This window comes from Actinosynnema pretiosum (genome assembly GCF_002354875.1).
Classification (GTDB): Bacteria; Actinomycetota; Actinomycetes; order Mycobacteriales; family Pseudonocardiaceae; genus Actinosynnema; species Actinosynnema auranticum.
In genome coordinates this window covers 3,452,689-3,467,170 of sequence record NZ_CP023445.1, presented here as the reverse complement: position 1 = coordinate 3,467,170, position 14,482 = coordinate 3,452,689, and the positions used below count along the sequence as shown (strand labels likewise).

Here is a 14,482-nt window from a genome sequence, read left to right as displayed (position 1 = left end):
GCTCCCCTGAACGTTCGGCCGAAGAATTGCGCGAGCTGTTCCGCGGTCACCGGACAACCGGAGAACCACCGATCCGGGGAATTCCGGAAATCAGCTTCGGAAAAGGCGGGGGCGAGCCGGGGGACCTCTCCCCCACCACCCGCCGCCGCTCCCCGCGCGTCCGCGCCGCCCGCCACGACCCGGTGCGCCCAGCGCACCCGGCCGCCGGGGAACGACCCGGTGACGAGAAGAGCCGCCCTCCCGGTTCTCCCAGGTGGGCGGCTCCCGCACGGCGTGACCAGCGCGTGGTCACGGTGGGGAGCAGGCGCCGCCCGGGAGCAGGGGCAGCCGCCACGACAGGAGCGGGCAGGGCAGGAAGCCGGTGATCTCGCGGCTCGGCAGTCGCAGCCGTCCCTGGAGTTTCGCGTCCACCATCACCCGCTTCACCACGACCACGACCCTCCGCCTTTCCGCTGCGCTGACAGGAAGGAGTATGCCCCACCCCGTTCCGGGGGCGCAATGCTTTTTGCGGATGGAGTGGAAAACACCCGGACGCCGTTCGGAATGCGCGCGACCTGCCGTCGGCGCGCGGACGCCCGGCCTGCCGCCCGCGCGCCCCTATGATCGCCCAATGGCCACCATCGCCGACGTCGCCCGTGCCGCCGGGGTCTCGCCGAGCACCGTGTCGTACGTGCTGTCGGGCAAGCGGACCATCTCGGAGGGCACGCGGTTGCGGGTCGAGCGCAGCATCCGCGAGCTGGGGTACCACCCCAACGCGGGCGCGCGGGCGCTGGCGAGCAGCCGGACCAGCGTGCTCGCCCTGGTCGCGCCGCTGCGCAAGGACCTGAACGTCCCGGTGGTGATGCAGTTCGTCGGCGGCGCGCTGGAGCGGGCCCGCGCGCACGGGCACGACCTGCTGCTGCTCACCGAGGACGAGGGCGCGGACGGGCTGCGGCGGGTGGCCAGCTCCGCGCTGGCCGACGCGATCATCGTGATGGACGTGGAGGCCAGCGAGCCGAGGGTGCCGGTGCTGCGGGCGCTGCCGCTGCCGTCGGTGCTGATCGGGGTCCCGGACGACGCGTCGGGGCTCACCTGCGTGGACCTGGACTTCGGGGCGGCGGGCGCGCTGTGCGTGGAGCGGCTCGCGGACCTGGGGCACCGGGAGGTCGCGCTGATCGGGCCCGCGCCGTCGGTGTACGAGCGCGGGACCAGTTACGCCAAGCGGTTCCTGGCCGGGTTCACCGGCGCGGCGCGGGTGCGGGGCGTGCGGGCGGTGGCGCTGCGGTGCCCGCCGAACTACGACGGGGTGCGCGAGTGCCTCGACGCGACGCCGGACTCGGTGACGGGGCTGGTGGTGCACAACGAGGCGGTGCTGGGGGCGGTGCTGGCCGAGCTGGCGCGGCGGGGGCGGCAGGTGCCGGGGGACGTGTCGGTGCTGGCGGTGTGCCCGCGCGACATGGCCGAGACGCAGGTCGTGCCGATCAGCTCGGTCGACCTGCCCGGCGCGGAGCTCGGGGCGCTGGCGGTGGACCTGGCGCTGGGGGCCTCGCGGTCCGGGGTGCGGTTGGTGGAACCGGTGCTGACCGAGCGGGCCACCACGGCGCGCGTTCGGGGGTAGTCGGCGCGGACGCGGGTCGCGGGCGGGGTGGAATGCCGGATTTCGCTTGCGCGCGAACGGTTGTCGGGGCGACCCTCGCGGGCGGGGAACCGCGTCGGGGGACCGGTTCCGCGTTCGTCGCACTCGGGGGGCAGACCGTGCCGCGCATGCGCATCCACTTCACCGACGCCGACCTGGTCAGGACACGGCTGAAGCTGGAGCGCGACCTCATGTGGGAGGTCGTGAGCAGCGTGCAGGTGTTGCAGCACGAGGAGTGGCGGGTCTTCTTCGACCCGTGGCGGCGGGTGGTGCGGGAGCGGGTCCGCCGTGATCCGGGGGTGCGGGCGGCGGTGCGGTCGCTGGTCGCGGTGGCGCCGCACGCGGCGTACTTCCCGGACTTCCTGACGCCCGCGCAGGAGCGGGAGGGGATCGGGGCCGCGGTGGAGGCGGTGCTGGCCACGCCGGTGGAGCGGGTTCGGGCCGAGGTGGCGTCGATCCGGGTGGGCGGGGCCGGGGCGGCGCGGTGGTTGGGCGGGCTGGCCGAGGGGCGGGTCGAGGCGTACCGGCACCTGGAGCGGTCGCTGCGGGTGTTCCACGACGTGCTGCTGACGCCGCTGCTCCCGGCGGTGGACAGCGCCCTGCGGGCCGAGTGCGTGGCGGGGAGCCACCACTACCTGCGGGACGGGCCGGAGGGGCTGCTGCGGTGGCTGCCGGGGGCCAGGTGGGAGCCGCCGGTGCTGGTGGTGGACTACCCGGTGGACCGGGAGCTGCGGCTCGGCGGGCGGGGGCTGCTGCTGATCCCGTCGTACTTCTGCGTCTTCCACCCTGTGGCGCTGGCCGATCCGGGGCTGCCGCCGGTGCTGGTGTTCCCGGTGCGGAGCTCCTCGCGGCTGCTGGGGGTGGAGCGCGGGGCCGGGGACCACGTGTCGTCGCTGCTGGGACCGACGCGGGCGGCGGTGCTGCGGGCGGCGGTGAGCGGGCCGACGACGGGCGGGCTGGCGCGGCGGTTGGGGGTCTCGCCCGCGACGGTCAGCCACCACACGGGGGTGCTGCGGGACGCGGGGCTGGTGTCGACCGAGCGGTGCGGGAACTCGTCGGTGCACCGGGTGACGCCGCTGGGGATGGCGGTTCTGGCCTGAGAGCGGCGCTGAGCCGGGGGTGGCGCCGAGCCGGGGGCGCTCGTGGTGGCGGGCTCTCCGCCGGATCACCGGGCCGGACCCGCGCGGTTCCCCGTCCCGGCGCGCGCGACACGCGCCGGGACGGGGAGGGCGTCACCAGCTGACGCTTCCCGCCTCCGCGACGCCGTTCTCCGCGTCGACCGACCGGCCGCCGGGCAGCACGAGCCGCCAGCGCTCGGGCGGGTTCTGCGCGGTCGCGCGGACGGTGTCGCCGTCGCGGTGGACGGTGAAGCGCGACTCGCCCACGCGGACCTCGGTGGCGCTGCCGTCGGCGAGCTCGTGGCAGTGCAGGGAGACGCCCTCGGCGTGGTCGTAGTCCGGGCGGTCGTCCACCGCGCCGACCGGGACCACCGCGCCGGGGCGCACCAGGAGCGGGATCGAGAGGTGGTCGTGGGTCTGCCGGTGCCAGCGGGGGCCGGTCAGGCGCTCACCGGTCAGGTGGCTGGTCCAGGTGCCCTCCGGGACGTAGAAGTCCACCTCGCCGGTCGGGGTGAGGACCGGGGCCACCAGCAGGTCGTCGCCGAGCATGTACTGGCGGTCCAGGTGGGCGCAGGCCGGGTCGTGCGGGAACTCCAGCGCCATCGCGCGCATCACCGGGGTGCCGTGCTCGGCGGCCTGCCTCGCCGCGTTCTTCAGGTACGGCATGAGGCTCAGCTTGAGCTTGGTGAAGCGGCGCAGGACGTCCACCGCCTCCTCGTCGAACGCCCACGGGACGCGGTAGGAGGAGCTGCCGTGCAGCCTGCTGTGCGAGGACAGCAGGCCGAAGGCCGTCCAGCGCTTGAACAGGTCCGGGTCCGGGGTTCCCTCGAAGCCGCCGATGTCGTGGCTCCAGAAGCCGAACCCGGTCAGGCCCAGGGACAGGCCGCCGCGCAGGCTCTCCGCCATGGCGGCGTAGCTGGACTCGCTGTCGCCGCCCCAGTGCACCGGGAACTGCTGGGTGCCCGCGGTGGCGGAGCGGGCGAAGACCACGGCCTCGTTCTCGCCCTTGCGGCGCAGCAGGAGGTCGAAGACGGTCTTGTTGTACAGGTGGGTGTAGAGGTTGTGCATCCGCTCCGGGTCGGAGCCGTCGTGGTAGACGACGTCGGTGGGGACGCGCTCGCCGAAGTCGGTCTTGAAGCAGTCGACGCCCTGGTCCAGCAGGCGCTCCAGCTTCCCGGCGTACCAGTCGCGGGCCTCGGGGTTGGTGAAGTCGACCAGGGCCATGCCGGGCTGCCACAGGTCCCACTGCCACACCTCGCCGGTGGGGCGGCGCAGCAGGTAGCCCGCCCTCCTGCCCTCCTCGAACAGCGGGGAGCGCTGGGCGATGTACGGGTTGATCCAGACGGAGATGGCCAGGCCGCGCTCCTTGAGGCGGGCCAGCATCCCCTCGGGGTCCGGGAAGACCTCCGGGTCCCACTCGAAGTCGCACCAGTGCAGGCCGCGCATCCAGAAGCAGTCGAAGTGGAAGACGCTCAGCGGCAGGTCGCGCTCGGCCATGCCGTCGATGAAGCCGGTGACGGTCTCCTCGTCGTAGGAGGTGGTGAAGGAGGTGGACAGCCACAGGCCGAACGACCAGTCCGGGGGCAGCGCGGGGCGGCCGGTGAGTGCGGTGTACTTGCGCAGCACCTCCTTCGGCGTGGGGCCGTGGATGACCAGGTAGTCCAGCCGCTGGCCGGGGACGCTGAAGCCGACCCTGGACACGGCCTCGGAGCCGACCTCGAAGGAGACCTTGCCGGGGTGGTCGACGAACACGCCGTACCCGGCGCTGGTGAGGTAGAACGGGGCGTTCTTGTACGCCTGCTCGCTGCTGGTGCCGCCGTCGGCGTTCCAGATGTCGACGACCTGGCCGTTGCGGGTGAGCGGGCCGAAGCGCTCGCCCATGCCGTAGACGACCTCGCCGACGCCGAGCGCGAGCTGCTCGCGGACGTGGTGCTCGCCGTCGAGGGTCATGAAGCCCATGGCCTTGGCGTCGCTGGAGGTCAGGGTGCGGCCGTCGGCGGTGAACTCCAGGCGCCAGTCCTCGCCGCGGTGGATCCGCGCGGTGAGGGAGCCGGAGGTGAGGGTGGCGAACTCCTCGCCCAGCTCGATCTTCGGGCGGTGACCGTCCTCGGTGGACAGCTCGAAGCCGATCCCGTCGTGACCGCCGGAGAAGTGGGTGACCGACACCCGCACCACGTCCGGCATCGGGGAGGACAGGCCGATCGTGGCGACCGGGCCCTTGAGCAGGTCGCCCCGGTGTCGGACGCGGTGGGTGGGCGCGTGCGCGGTCAGGGTCCCGTCGCCGGTCTCCAGGTCGTGCACGTGCTGGGGGAAGTGGGCGGTGACGCCCGGTCGGAGAAGCCAGTACCCGTCGGTGAACTTCACTTGATCGCCCCTGCCGTGATGCCGCGCGCCAGTGCGCGTTGGAAGAGTAGGAAGAAGGCGATGGCCGGGACGACGCCGAGCAGCGCCGAGGCGCTGGAGGCGGTGGCGTCCATCATCTGCTGCCCCTGGAGCACGCCCAGGGAGACGGGGACCGTCTGGTTCCCGTTGGAGATCAGCAGGACCATCGGGAGGAAGAACTCGTTCCAGGTCCAGATGAAGAAGAACACGAAGAGCACGCCCAGGGTGGGCCTGCTGACGGGGACGACCACGCGCAGCAGCGTCTGCCACTTGCCCGCGCCGTCGACGACGGCGGCGTCGAGGAGCTCGCGCGGGAAGCCGCTGAAGGTGGAGGCCAGCAGGTAGGTGCCGAAGGCGGACTGGATGGCGGTGAACACGATGATGACGCTGAGCCTGGTGTCGTACAGGCCGGTCTCGTTGGCCAGGAAGTACAGCGGGTAGGCCAGCGCCTCCTGCGGGAGGGTGTTGGCGGCCAGGAACAGCACCAGCACCCAGGTGCGGCCCCTGATCCGGCCGATGCCGAGCGCGTAGGCGTTGAGCACGGCCAGCGCCACGGCGAGCACGGCGACGGAGGAGCTGATCAGCAGGCTGTTGAGCAGCTTCTCGCCGTAGTCGACGCGCTCCCACACGGCGGTGATGCCGTCGAGCGAGACGCGGTCGGGCAGGCTGATCGGGCCGTCGGTGCTGTACTGCTCGGGCGACTTGAAGCCGTTGACCAGCACCACGCCGAACGGGGCGAGCACCACCAGCGCGAGCGCGACGAACGAGAAGAGGACGGCGTGGCGGCGCATCAGCTGTCCTCCCCCTTGTTCTGGGCGCGCAGGAACAGCGCGGTGAGCACGACGATGAGCAGGGTGAGGACGGTGGCGATGGCGGAGCCGTAGCCGACCTTGGCCTTCTCGAAGAAGTTCTGGAACGAGTAGTAGGCAGGCACGTTCGTCGCGCCGCCGGGGCCGCCCCTGGTGAGCACGTAGACGGGGGCGAACACCTTGAGCGAGGCGATGGTGCAGGTCAGCAGGACCACGAACACCTCGGGGCGCAGCTGCGGCACGGTGACGTGCCAGAAGCGGCCCCACCACGAGGCGCCGTCGAGCTGGGCGGCCTCGTGCAGCGACGGGTCGACGCGGCCCATGCCCGCCATGAACACCACGACGGGGTAGCCGATCTGCACCCACAGCAGCACGGCCATGACCGACCACAGGGCGAGGTCGGGGTCGCCGAGCCAGTTGCGCGCCAACGACTCCGCGCCGAGCGCGCCGAGCAGCTCGTTGACGGCGCCGCCCTGCGGGGCCAGCAGCCAGCCCCACACGATGCCCGCGACGGCGATCGGCAGGACCTGCGGCAGGTAGACGCAGGCGCGCAGGATCGCGGCGGGGCGCGGTCCGAAGTTGCGGCCGACGTGGTCGTGCAGGCCCGCCGCGATCATCAGGCCGAGCGCGGTGGGCACGATCGCCATGGCGACGACGAGGGCGGCGTTGTTGCGGAACGACTGCCAGAAGGTGCTGTCGCCCAGCAGCTTCTCGTAGTTGTCCAGGCCGATCCAGGTGGGGTCGCCGACGCCGGACCACGAGGTGAAGCTGGTGCCGATGTTCATGCCGAACGGCACCAGGACCACGGCGAGCAGGAGCAGCGCGCCGGGGATGAGGAACAGCGGGTAGGTCCCGCCGCTCCCCCTCCTCCGCCGCACGCGGGGTGCGGCGGACGTCATTTGCCGATGTCCGCGAGGTTCTCCCGGTACGGGCCGACCAGCTCGTCGAGCGCCTGGTCCGGGGTGGCGCCGCCGGTCATGAGCTTCTGCACGGCGGAGACGTGCACGTCGTAGAAGCCGGGGGCGGGCCAGTCGGGGTAGAAGGCGAACCCGTCCGCCGCCGCCACCGCGGCGAAGTCCTCGTTGAGGCGCTGGGTCTGCGGGTCCGCGGCCTGCCCGTCACCGGCCGCGAGCGCGACGCCGCCGGAGTCGCGCAGGACGTCCTGGATCTCCTGGGAGAGCGTGATGTCGATGAACTCCTTGGCGATGTCCTGCTTCTCGGAGCCCTTGGGCACCACCCACAGGTTGCCGCTGCCGCCGGAGGTCATCGGGCCGGGCCACGCGGTGGTGCCCCACTGGAAGTCTTTGATGGTGGCCTTGACGCGGCCGAACCACCAGCTGCCGGTGATCATGATGGGCTGCTTGCCCTGCATGAACGACAGGCCCATGTCCTCGGCCTTCAGGCCCGCGTCGTCCTTGTTGACGTAGCCCTTGGCGACCCAGTCGGCGAAGGTGGTGGCCCCCTTGGTCCAGGCCTTGTCGTGGAAGTCGACGTCGCCGGTGTAGCGCTGGTAGCGGTCCACCCAGTCGCGGTCGGCCTCGGTGAGGGCGAGCTGGTAGAGCACCTGGTGCGCGGGGTACTCGCCGCCGCCGGTGGCCAGCGGGGTGATGCCCGCGGCCGTGAACTCGTCCATGGCGGCGGTCAGCTCGTCCAGCGTGGTCGGCGGTCGCAGGCCCTGCTGGTCGAACATGTCCTTGTTGTAGTAGACGAGGACGTACTCGGCGTAGTTGGGCACGCCGTACCACTTGTCGCCGCCCATGACGCCGGACTCGTCGTAGCGGGCGGCGGTGTCGACGGCGCCGACCTTGGCGTCCCAGCCCTTGGCCTTGACCTCGTCGGTCAGGTCGACCAGCAGGCCCTGCTTGGCGAGCAGGCCGGTGCTGGCGTTGCCCTTGTTGTACTCCAGGACGTCCGGGGCCTCGTTGGAGCCGAGGACCATGGACGCGGTCTTGCGGATCTGCTCGAAGCCCTTCTCCTCCACCACGACGTTCAGGTCGGGGTGGCGCTGCTTGAGCTGGTCGACTGCCTTGTTCCAGGCGACGGCCATGGCGCTGTCCGGCGACTCGTAGTGCCAGATCCTGAAGGTGTTGTCGTCGTCTCCCGCGCTGCCCCCGCACCCGGCGGCGGCGAGCGAGGCGGCCAGGACGACGGCCGTGAGGCGCTTGGACGTCACTGTTCCTCCACGGTGAGGGTGTGCGGAACCCACCGCTCCCCTGCGTCGGGGCGCGGTGGTGGGGCGGTGCTCGCGGAGTGGGGCTGGGGTGCCCGTGGTCCGGTCGACCGCATTGTCGAAGCGCTTCGACTGCGCAGCGTAGACGGGTGATCATGCGCTGCACAACAGGGTGGAGGGGCCGTTTTGGAACCGCTCCCGTGGTGGGGCGGGTGCGAGGGTGGGGCGGTGGGCGAGGTGGAGCGGACGCCGGACGGGCGATACGTGGTGGTCAACGGGCGGCGGTGGCGCGCGGAGGACCCCGGACTGCCGGAGGAGGTGGCGGGGCGGCTGCGGCGGGCGCTGATGGCCGCGCGGCGGGAGGTGGGGGCGGCGCTGCGGGCGGGGGACGCGGAGCGTGAGCGGGCGGCTCGGGCGCGGGTGGGGGTGGCGAAGCGGGCGCTGGGCGAGCGGGGGACGCCGTGGTGGGAGCAGAGCGAGGCGGAGCGGCGGGAGCGGTGGGAGGCGGGGGTGGCGGAGCTGGGGGTGTGACGGGTGGGCCCGGCGGTTTTCCACCGAGCCCACGTCCTCACGGCAGCATGAACCAGCCGAGCGCGATGAGCACGACCATCGCGAACACGAACGGGATCTGGTCAACGTCGAACTTCGAGCGCACGACCAGGCCTTCGCCGTTCGCTTTCGGCATCTGCTCGATGAGCAGGCGAACGCGGTTCTGGAGGCCGAAGCCCATCATCGCGTTCGCACCCGATGGCGAGACGGCTGCCAGTTCGACGCGCATGTCGTCGCGCAGCAGCAAGGCGACCCCGCTGCCGACCTCGGAGGCCACCTCCACGGAAACGACGGCGTCCCAGGGAATCTCGCTGCGGAAGAACCAGTTCACCACCACGGCGCCGCGTTCCCGCAACTCCACCACGGGGCGGACGGTGCTCAACCAGGCAATCCAGATGAAGGCGGTGCAGATCGTGGTCCACAGCACGACAGTGCCGTAATTTGCGTTGTCCGGCGGTTTCACCAGCAGGAAGACCGTGCCGATGGACATGACGACCATGCCGATCTTGCCGAAGGTAGCTTCCCCCTTGCGCTTGAAGATGTGCTTGACCGCACCGAGATCTTGGCTCACACCGCCCTCATTGTTCCGTTGTGGTAATGGGTCCAGTTGAGCGCGGTCGCGTACTGCATCGCTCCGATGCTCGAGTTCTGGTAGAAGTTCACAAAGGTCTTGTACCAGTCGGGTGTCTGCTTGTAGTTGGTGACCGACGGTCCTCGCTTGACGACCTGCGGAGCCTTGTAGACGACCGGTTTGACCCGCAGACCGCTTCTGATGGCCTGGCCAGTCTTCACCACTCCCAACCCAGCGCCCGCGATGATGGCGCCCGCGGCCCCACCTGCCAGAGTAATGGCCGCGTTGACCGCGAAGTTGGCCCAGTCAACCGACCCCTTAGTCGACGCTTCGTGGATCACCTGCGCACCAAGCACGACACCACTCACGACCACGCAAGCACCCGCACTGAGCGCCACGCACCCGATCATCGCACCGTAGGATGCCACCTTCAGTGCCCCGTCGAAGAACTTCCCCCACGCGAAAAGCCCGTCGAGGTCGTTGCTGTTGAGCGGATCGCCGAAGATGTGCGCGTAAAGGTTGGCGGAGCCGCCCTCCACCGGATCAGGTGACAGGAATCGCCCCAGCACAGCGATGTAGGGTCGAGCTCCCATCTGGACGACGGACAAAGATCCGGCGTGCTCGTGAGGACGCTGGTGCTGCCCGAGCCAGCCGTAGTCCATCTCACCCGGCAGGTTGTCGGGATCGCCGTCCGGGTCGACGCGGCCCGCCACCTCGGCGGTGGTGGACGCGGCGCTCGCGGGCGAGGTGCTGCCACTGGCCCCGTTGTGGCCGGGTGACGTCCGGGGCGACGCGCTCCGGTAGGGGGGCGCGCCCTTGCCGTGAACCGGTCCCCGGAAGCGGGACCGGCTGCTCGGAGCTCGGACCACGGGGTCCTGGACTCGGTTCAACGCCGAGCCCAGGACCTCGCGCGCCGGAGAGGCCGTTGCGCGGGCGCGCCCCCAGGGTCAGCGCCCGTGCGGCGTCTTCTCCCCCGCCTCCACCGCGAACGGCAGGTTGTTGCCCTCGGGCGGCAGCGGGCAGGTGGCGTAGTCGGTGAACGCGCACGGCAGGTTCGTCGCGCGGTTGAAGTCCAGGACCACCCGGTTGTCCTCGTCCGGTTCCGCGATCTCCAGGGAGCGGTTCGCCGCGTACGTCGTCACGCCGCTCGTGGCGTCCGTGAACAGCACGTTCAGCCCGCGCCGCTTGCCGTTGAACGCGGTCAGCGCGTGCTCCCGCCCGCCGTGGGCGAACCGGACCACGCCGGGCGCGGTGTAGACGTGGCTCAGGCCCTCCACGACCGCGCCCACCGTCGTCGGCCTCGGCTCGGGGAACGGCTCGTAGACGCCCTCGATCCGCCAGTCCGGGTCCGGCGGGTAGCTCGGCACGCCGTCGAACTCCAGCAGCGCCGCCGCCTTCGGGTCGTGCACGCGGATCAGGTACCCGCCCCGCCGCGCCACCTCCACCTCGACGTCGCCGATCGCGATCCGCGCGCCCGCCCCGCTGTTGACCAGCTCGAACCTGCTCTGCCCCAGCACCGGGAACCCGCTCTGCGCCGCCCGCGCCCCCTGCGGGTCGAAGTAGGCCGCGTCCGCGTCCTGCCACCACACGCCCGGCAGCCCGGCGTAGCCGCGCGGCTGCTCGTCCAGCCAGTCCAGCGACACCAGCGCGAGCCAGCCGAGCGGCGCGGCCAGGGTCCGCTCGCGCTCGTCCTTCCAGCGCCGCCACTGCTCGATGAAACCCTCGCCCACGGAAAGCACCTCTCGTCGTCGCTCGACCCCGTCCCCGGTGACAGCGGTCGGACGCGGGCCGTTGTTCCCGCTCCCACGGGGTGGAACGGTCACGCCGTCGCCGCCACCAGCCGCGCCAGCCTGCGGGCGCTCTCCGAACCGGGCTCGGCGGTGTGGAACACCACCCGCAGGTCGTTCTCCGGCGACACCAGCACGTCGCACTCCAGCTCCAGCTCCCCGAACTCCGGGTGCGCGACGACCTCGCGGTGCGCGATGAACGGGCTGGGCAGCGGGTTCGACCACAGGTCGGCGAACACCGGACTGCTCTCGCGCAGGTCGGCGACGAGCCTGCGCAGCGACGAGTCCTGCGGGTAGCGGGCGGTGGCGGCGCGCAGGTCGGCGGCGACGGCGCGCTCGTAGGGGACGCGCTCCCACTCGTGCTTCACGGCGGGCGCGTCACCGAGGGCGAACAGCGCCCAGGCCAGGTTCCCGTCCCGGCCGACCGGCGGGTCGCCGAGCAGCGCGACCCTGGGACCGTTGTGCGTCAACGGGTTCCACGCCGCGTCGTACACGCCCACCGGTAGGTCGGCCATGCGCCGCAGGAGTCTGCGCACGCTCTCCGAGATCCGGCCGGGCACCACGCCGGACGACGGCGGCGGCTGCCCGGCGACGCGGTGGAAGTGGTCCAGCTCCACGCCGACCAGCCGCAGCGCCCGCCCGAGCGCGGCGACGACCTGCGGGGACGGGTTGCGCGAGCGCCCCTGCTCCAGGCGCACCACGTAGTCCACCGACAACCCCGCGTAGGCGGCCAGCTCCTCGCGGCGCAGACCGGGGACCTTGCGCTCCTCGGGTTCGCGCGCGCCGAGGTCGCCCGGCGTGACGCGGTCCCGCAGCTGCCGCAGCAGCGCCCCGAACTCCGTCGTCATGGTCACGAGTATCCACCCGGACGGGGCCGGGTGTGCGGTACGCGAGCACCGCTCACCCCGCCCCGTCCGGGAGAGCGCCCGGTCCGGGGCGCGGTGAGGGAGGTTCTGTCCGCTGTGGACGGACGGTCGGCGCGCGAGCCGGACGCCCGTGATCGGGAGCGCCGAGCGGACCGGGCGCCGCGCGCGGAGCGCCGTCACACGTCCAGCAGCCTCGCCAGCGCGGCGTTGACCCGTGGGGCGTGCGCGGGGAGGTGGTCCTTGGTCCACCTCCCCGCCTGCGCCGAGAAATCCGCCAGATCGCGCTCCACGCCCGCCAGCAGCGCGCCCAGCTCCGCCACCGGGACGTCGATCACCGGGCTGTCCGCCGCCTCCGCATCCAGCGTCAGCCGGACGACGTCCCCGTCCAGGCTGACCCTCGCGTCCGGGTCGTGGCCGAAGAAGGCGTCCCCGCGACCGTCCAGGACGTCGCACCAGCCGCGCCACTCGTCGATCCCGGAGCAGCACCCCGGAGCGAAGACGACCCCGGTCGCGCTGTCCTCGACCAGCAACCCGCCCTGCGCGTACGGGCTCTCATAGGTGAGCAAGCCGTGCAGCAGCGACGCCACCGGCTCCCCTGGCCGAGGCGGGCGGTCGCCGTCCGGGTCCTGGTCGTTGCACTCGGCGATCCGCTTCAGGATCGTGCCCACCCGCGCGCGGGGAAGCCCGCCAGCCAAGCGGCGCCACCCGTACTCGGTCACCCTCTCCGCAGGCCAGAGCGCGAACACGTCGAACGGGAACACCTCCACCACCGCGCGCATCGTGAGCACGCACCGCAGGATGCCCCACCAACCCCCGTCGCGCTTCCGCTTTTCCCAGCACGGGCTCCCCCGCCCGGCCGCGCTACGATCGGCCGGGTGGCTACCCCCGACTTCATCCTGGCCCTGCGCGAGAAGATCGGCACCGCCCCGCTGTGGCTCACCGGCGTGACCGCCGTGGTGCTGCGCGGTGACGACGAGGTGCTGATGGTGCAGCGCGCCGACTCCGGCCAGTGGACCCCCGTGACCGGCATCATCGACCCCGGTGAGGAGCCCGCCGACGCCGCCGTGCGCGAGGTCCTGGAGGAGTCCGGGGTGGTCGCGGTCGCCGAGCGGCTGGTCAAGGTGCACGTCCTCCCGCCCCAGCGGTACGACAACGGCGACCGGGTGCAGTACCTCGACCTGGTGTTCCGGCTGCGCTGGGTCTCCGGCGAGCCGCACCCCGCCGACGGCGAGAACACCCAGGCCCGCTGGTTCCGCCCGGACGAGCTGCCCGAGCTCCGACCGACCATGGTCGACCGGATCGCCGCCGCGCGGTCCGACGACGAGCGCGCCCGGTTCACCGGGGGCGGCGTCTCGCGCCCCTGACTCCCCCGCCCACCTGCCCGACCAAGTCGTTATCCGCCCTTGTCCGGCGGCGTGCAACCCCCGAACCCCTATGCGCGGTAGCAGGGAGTGAGGAGCGCGCAAGCAGGAGCGGGGTGCCCGGTGACGCTGGACGAGCAGGGACGCGGAGCGGCGTGGGAGGCGGACGACGAGGACGACGCGGACGGCGCGGAGGGGCGCGGCCGAGAACCGGTTGAGTCCGCTTCGGACGGTCTGCCCACCCGGAAGTCCAATGCCCGCAACCGCGTGCTGCTCCCCCTGCTCGCCGCGCTGGCCACCCTGCTGCTGCCCGCGGGCATCGTGCTGACCACCCGACTGCTGACCGGCGACACCGTGGTCCGCGTGACCTGCGAGCCCGAGGACGGCGCCGCCGTGTGGGCCTCGCTCCCGAGCGGCCCCGGCGGCGTGCGGTCGCGGGCGACGCGGACCTGCGAGGGCGTGTTCACCTTCGGCCCCGCCCCCACGGTGTGCGTGGACGGCGACCGGGCCGTGGTGCGGTCGTGGCGGTCGGCCCCGTGCGGGGCGCTGGGCCTGTCCCCGGCCCCGTGAACCCTCCCCTGCGACCGCCGGTGGCGGGCGCGCGGGGGTGCGGCATGATGGCCGGATGCGCCACCACGAGCTCGTCCCGGTCCTGTGACCGGGGGTTATCTCAAGGGCCGGATCCGCCGGGAGGACATCATCACGGCGGCCATGGAGCTGTACGGCGAGGTCGGCTACCACGGCGCCTCGCTGCGGGAGATAGCGAAGCGGGTGGGCATCTCGCACGCGGGGCTGATCTACCACTTCCCCACCAAGGAGTCGCTGCTCGCCGCCGTCCTGGAGCGCAGGGACGCCGAGGACGGCGAGCGCGAGCAGCTCACCTCCGGCCCGCCCGGCGCGCGGGTGCTGCGCCAGTACCTCGCGCTGACCGCGCACAACGCCGCGCACCCCGGCATCGTCGACCTGTACTCGCGCCTGGCGGCGGAGGCGATCGCCCCGGACCACCCGGCGCACGAGTACTTCGTCCAGCACTACCGGGGCGCGCGCGAGGACGTGCTGGCCTCGTTCGAGGCGTTGGCCGCCTGCGGCGGTCTGCGGGACGGCGTGGAGCCCAAGAGCGCCGCGCTGGTGCTCATCGCGCTGATGGACGGCCTGCAGGTGCAGTGGCTCACCTCACCGGAGGACGTCGACCTGGTCGGCGTGCTGCGCGCCCACCTGAGCACGGTCCTGGTCGACCCGCTCGACTGACGCGCG

The 14,482-nt window shown here is 72.4% G+C and carries 15 protein-coding genes; 6 read left to right on the top strand and 9 right to left on the bottom strand.

Annotation, left to right across the window (positions count from 1 at the left end; translation table 11 throughout):
* Positions 1-610: 610 nt before the first annotated feature.
* Together CNX65_RS15045 and CNX65_RS15040 are read left to right on the top strand one after the other, a co-directional pair.
* The gene (locus tag CNX65_RS15045) at positions 611-1,597 is read left to right on the top strand and encodes a LacI family DNA-binding transcriptional regulator (protein ID WP_096493597.1); all 987 of its coding nucleotides are present in this window, start codon (positions 611-613) and stop codon (positions 1,595-1,597) included.
* Between the two features lie 146 nt (positions 1,598-1,743).
* Positions 1,744-2,715, top strand: a complete 972-nt coding sequence (locus CNX65_RS15040) for a helix-turn-helix domain-containing protein (RefSeq protein WP_157767664.1) — start codon at positions 1,744-1,746, stop codon at positions 2,713-2,715.
* 132 nt (positions 2,716-2,847) lie between these two features.
* Here CNX65_RS15040 and yicI read toward each other — a convergent pair whose 3' ends face one another.
* Genes yicI through CNX65_RS15020 form a run of 4 tightly spaced genes read right to left on the bottom strand, consistent with a single transcriptional unit; the run spans position 2,848 to position 8,097 of the window.
* Positions 2,848-5,097: an alpha-xylosidase gene (yicI, locus tag CNX65_RS15035; protein ID WP_096493593.1), complete on the bottom strand. Its 2,250-nt coding sequence runs from the start codon at positions 5,095-5,097 to the stop codon at positions 2,848-2,850.
* Positions 5,094-5,906: a carbohydrate ABC transporter permease gene (locus tag CNX65_RS15030; protein ID WP_096493591.1), complete on the bottom strand. Its 813-nt coding sequence runs from the start codon at positions 5,904-5,906 to the stop codon at positions 5,094-5,096. The genes yicI and CNX65_RS15030 overlap by 4 nt, the downstream gene beginning before the upstream one ends.
* Positions 5,906-6,823 carry a carbohydrate ABC transporter permease gene (locus CNX65_RS15025; protein WP_096493589.1) on the bottom strand — a complete coding sequence of 306 codons (918 nt, stop codon included), beginning with the start codon at positions 6,821-6,823 and terminating at the stop codon, positions 5,906-5,908. Before CNX65_RS15025 ends, CNX65_RS15030 begins: the two co-directional genes overlap by 1 nt.
* Positions 6,820-8,097: an ABC transporter substrate-binding protein gene (locus CNX65_RS15020; RefSeq protein ID WP_096493587.1), complete on the bottom strand. Its 1,278-nt coding sequence runs from the start codon at positions 8,095-8,097 to the stop codon at positions 6,820-6,822. Before CNX65_RS15020 ends, CNX65_RS15025 begins: the two co-directional genes overlap by 4 nt.
* Positions 8,098-8,322: 225 nt before the next feature.
* Here CNX65_RS15020 and CNX65_RS15015 point away from each other — a divergent pair, with 225 nt between their 5' ends.
* Positions 8,323-8,625, top strand: a complete 303-nt coding sequence (locus tag CNX65_RS15015) for a hypothetical protein (protein WP_041837814.1) — start codon at positions 8,323-8,325, stop codon at positions 8,623-8,625.
* 37 nt (positions 8,626-8,662) lie between these two features.
* On the opposite strand, the gene CNX65_RS15010 is transcribed toward CNX65_RS15015, so the two are convergent.
* From CNX65_RS15010 to CNX65_RS14990, 5 genes are all read right to left on the bottom strand, one after another.
* Positions 8,663-9,214 (bottom strand): PH domain-containing protein, encoded by a 552-nt coding sequence (locus tag CNX65_RS15010; protein ID WP_096493583.1) that lies wholly within the window; start codon positions 9,212-9,214, stop codon positions 8,663-8,665.
* Positions 9,211-9,927, bottom strand: a complete 717-nt coding sequence (locus CNX65_RS15005) for an RHS repeat-associated core domain-containing protein (protein WP_232519847.1) — start codon at positions 9,925-9,927, stop codon at positions 9,211-9,213. The genes CNX65_RS15010 and CNX65_RS15005 overlap by 4 nt, the downstream gene beginning before the upstream one ends.
* Before the next feature lie 234 nt (positions 9,928-10,161).
* Positions 10,162-10,944 carry a DUF1684 domain-containing protein gene (locus CNX65_RS15000; protein ID WP_096493581.1) on the bottom strand — a complete coding sequence of 261 codons (783 nt, stop codon included), beginning with the start codon at positions 10,942-10,944 and terminating at the stop codon, positions 10,162-10,164.
* 89 nt (positions 10,945-11,033) lie between these two features.
* Positions 11,034-11,849 carry a helix-turn-helix domain-containing protein gene (locus tag CNX65_RS14995; RefSeq protein WP_096497795.1) on the bottom strand — a complete coding sequence of 272 codons (816 nt, stop codon included), beginning with the start codon at positions 11,847-11,849 and terminating at the stop codon, positions 11,034-11,036.
* Positions 11,850-12,043: 194 nt separating this feature from the next.
* Positions 12,044-12,655, bottom strand: coding sequence for a hypothetical protein (locus CNX65_RS14990; RefSeq protein WP_177154660.1), 612 nt, complete (start codon positions 12,653-12,655; stop codon positions 12,044-12,046).
* A gap of 87 nt (positions 12,656-12,742) precedes the next feature.
* Between CNX65_RS14990 and CNX65_RS14985 the strand changes: the two genes are divergently transcribed.
* The 3 genes from CNX65_RS14985 to CNX65_RS14975 all read left to right on the top strand — a co-directional run bounded on the left by CNX65_RS14985 (position 12,743) and on the right by CNX65_RS14975 (position 14,476).
* Positions 12,743-13,231, top strand: coding sequence for an NUDIX hydrolase (locus CNX65_RS14985; RefSeq protein ID WP_096493579.1), 489 nt, complete (start codon positions 12,743-12,745; stop codon positions 13,229-13,231).
* 120 nt (positions 13,232-13,351) lie between these two features.
* Positions 13,352-13,798 carry a hypothetical protein gene (locus CNX65_RS14980; RefSeq protein WP_096493577.1) on the top strand — a complete coding sequence of 149 codons (447 nt, stop codon included), beginning with the start codon at positions 13,352-13,354 and terminating at the stop codon, positions 13,796-13,798.
* A gap of 84 nt (positions 13,799-13,882) precedes the next feature.
* Positions 13,883-14,476 carry a TetR/AcrR family transcriptional regulator gene (locus tag CNX65_RS14975; RefSeq protein WP_096493575.1) on the top strand — a complete coding sequence of 198 codons (594 nt, stop codon included), beginning with the start codon at positions 13,883-13,885 and terminating at the stop codon, positions 14,474-14,476.
* Positions 14,477-14,482: the final 6 nt, after the last annotated feature.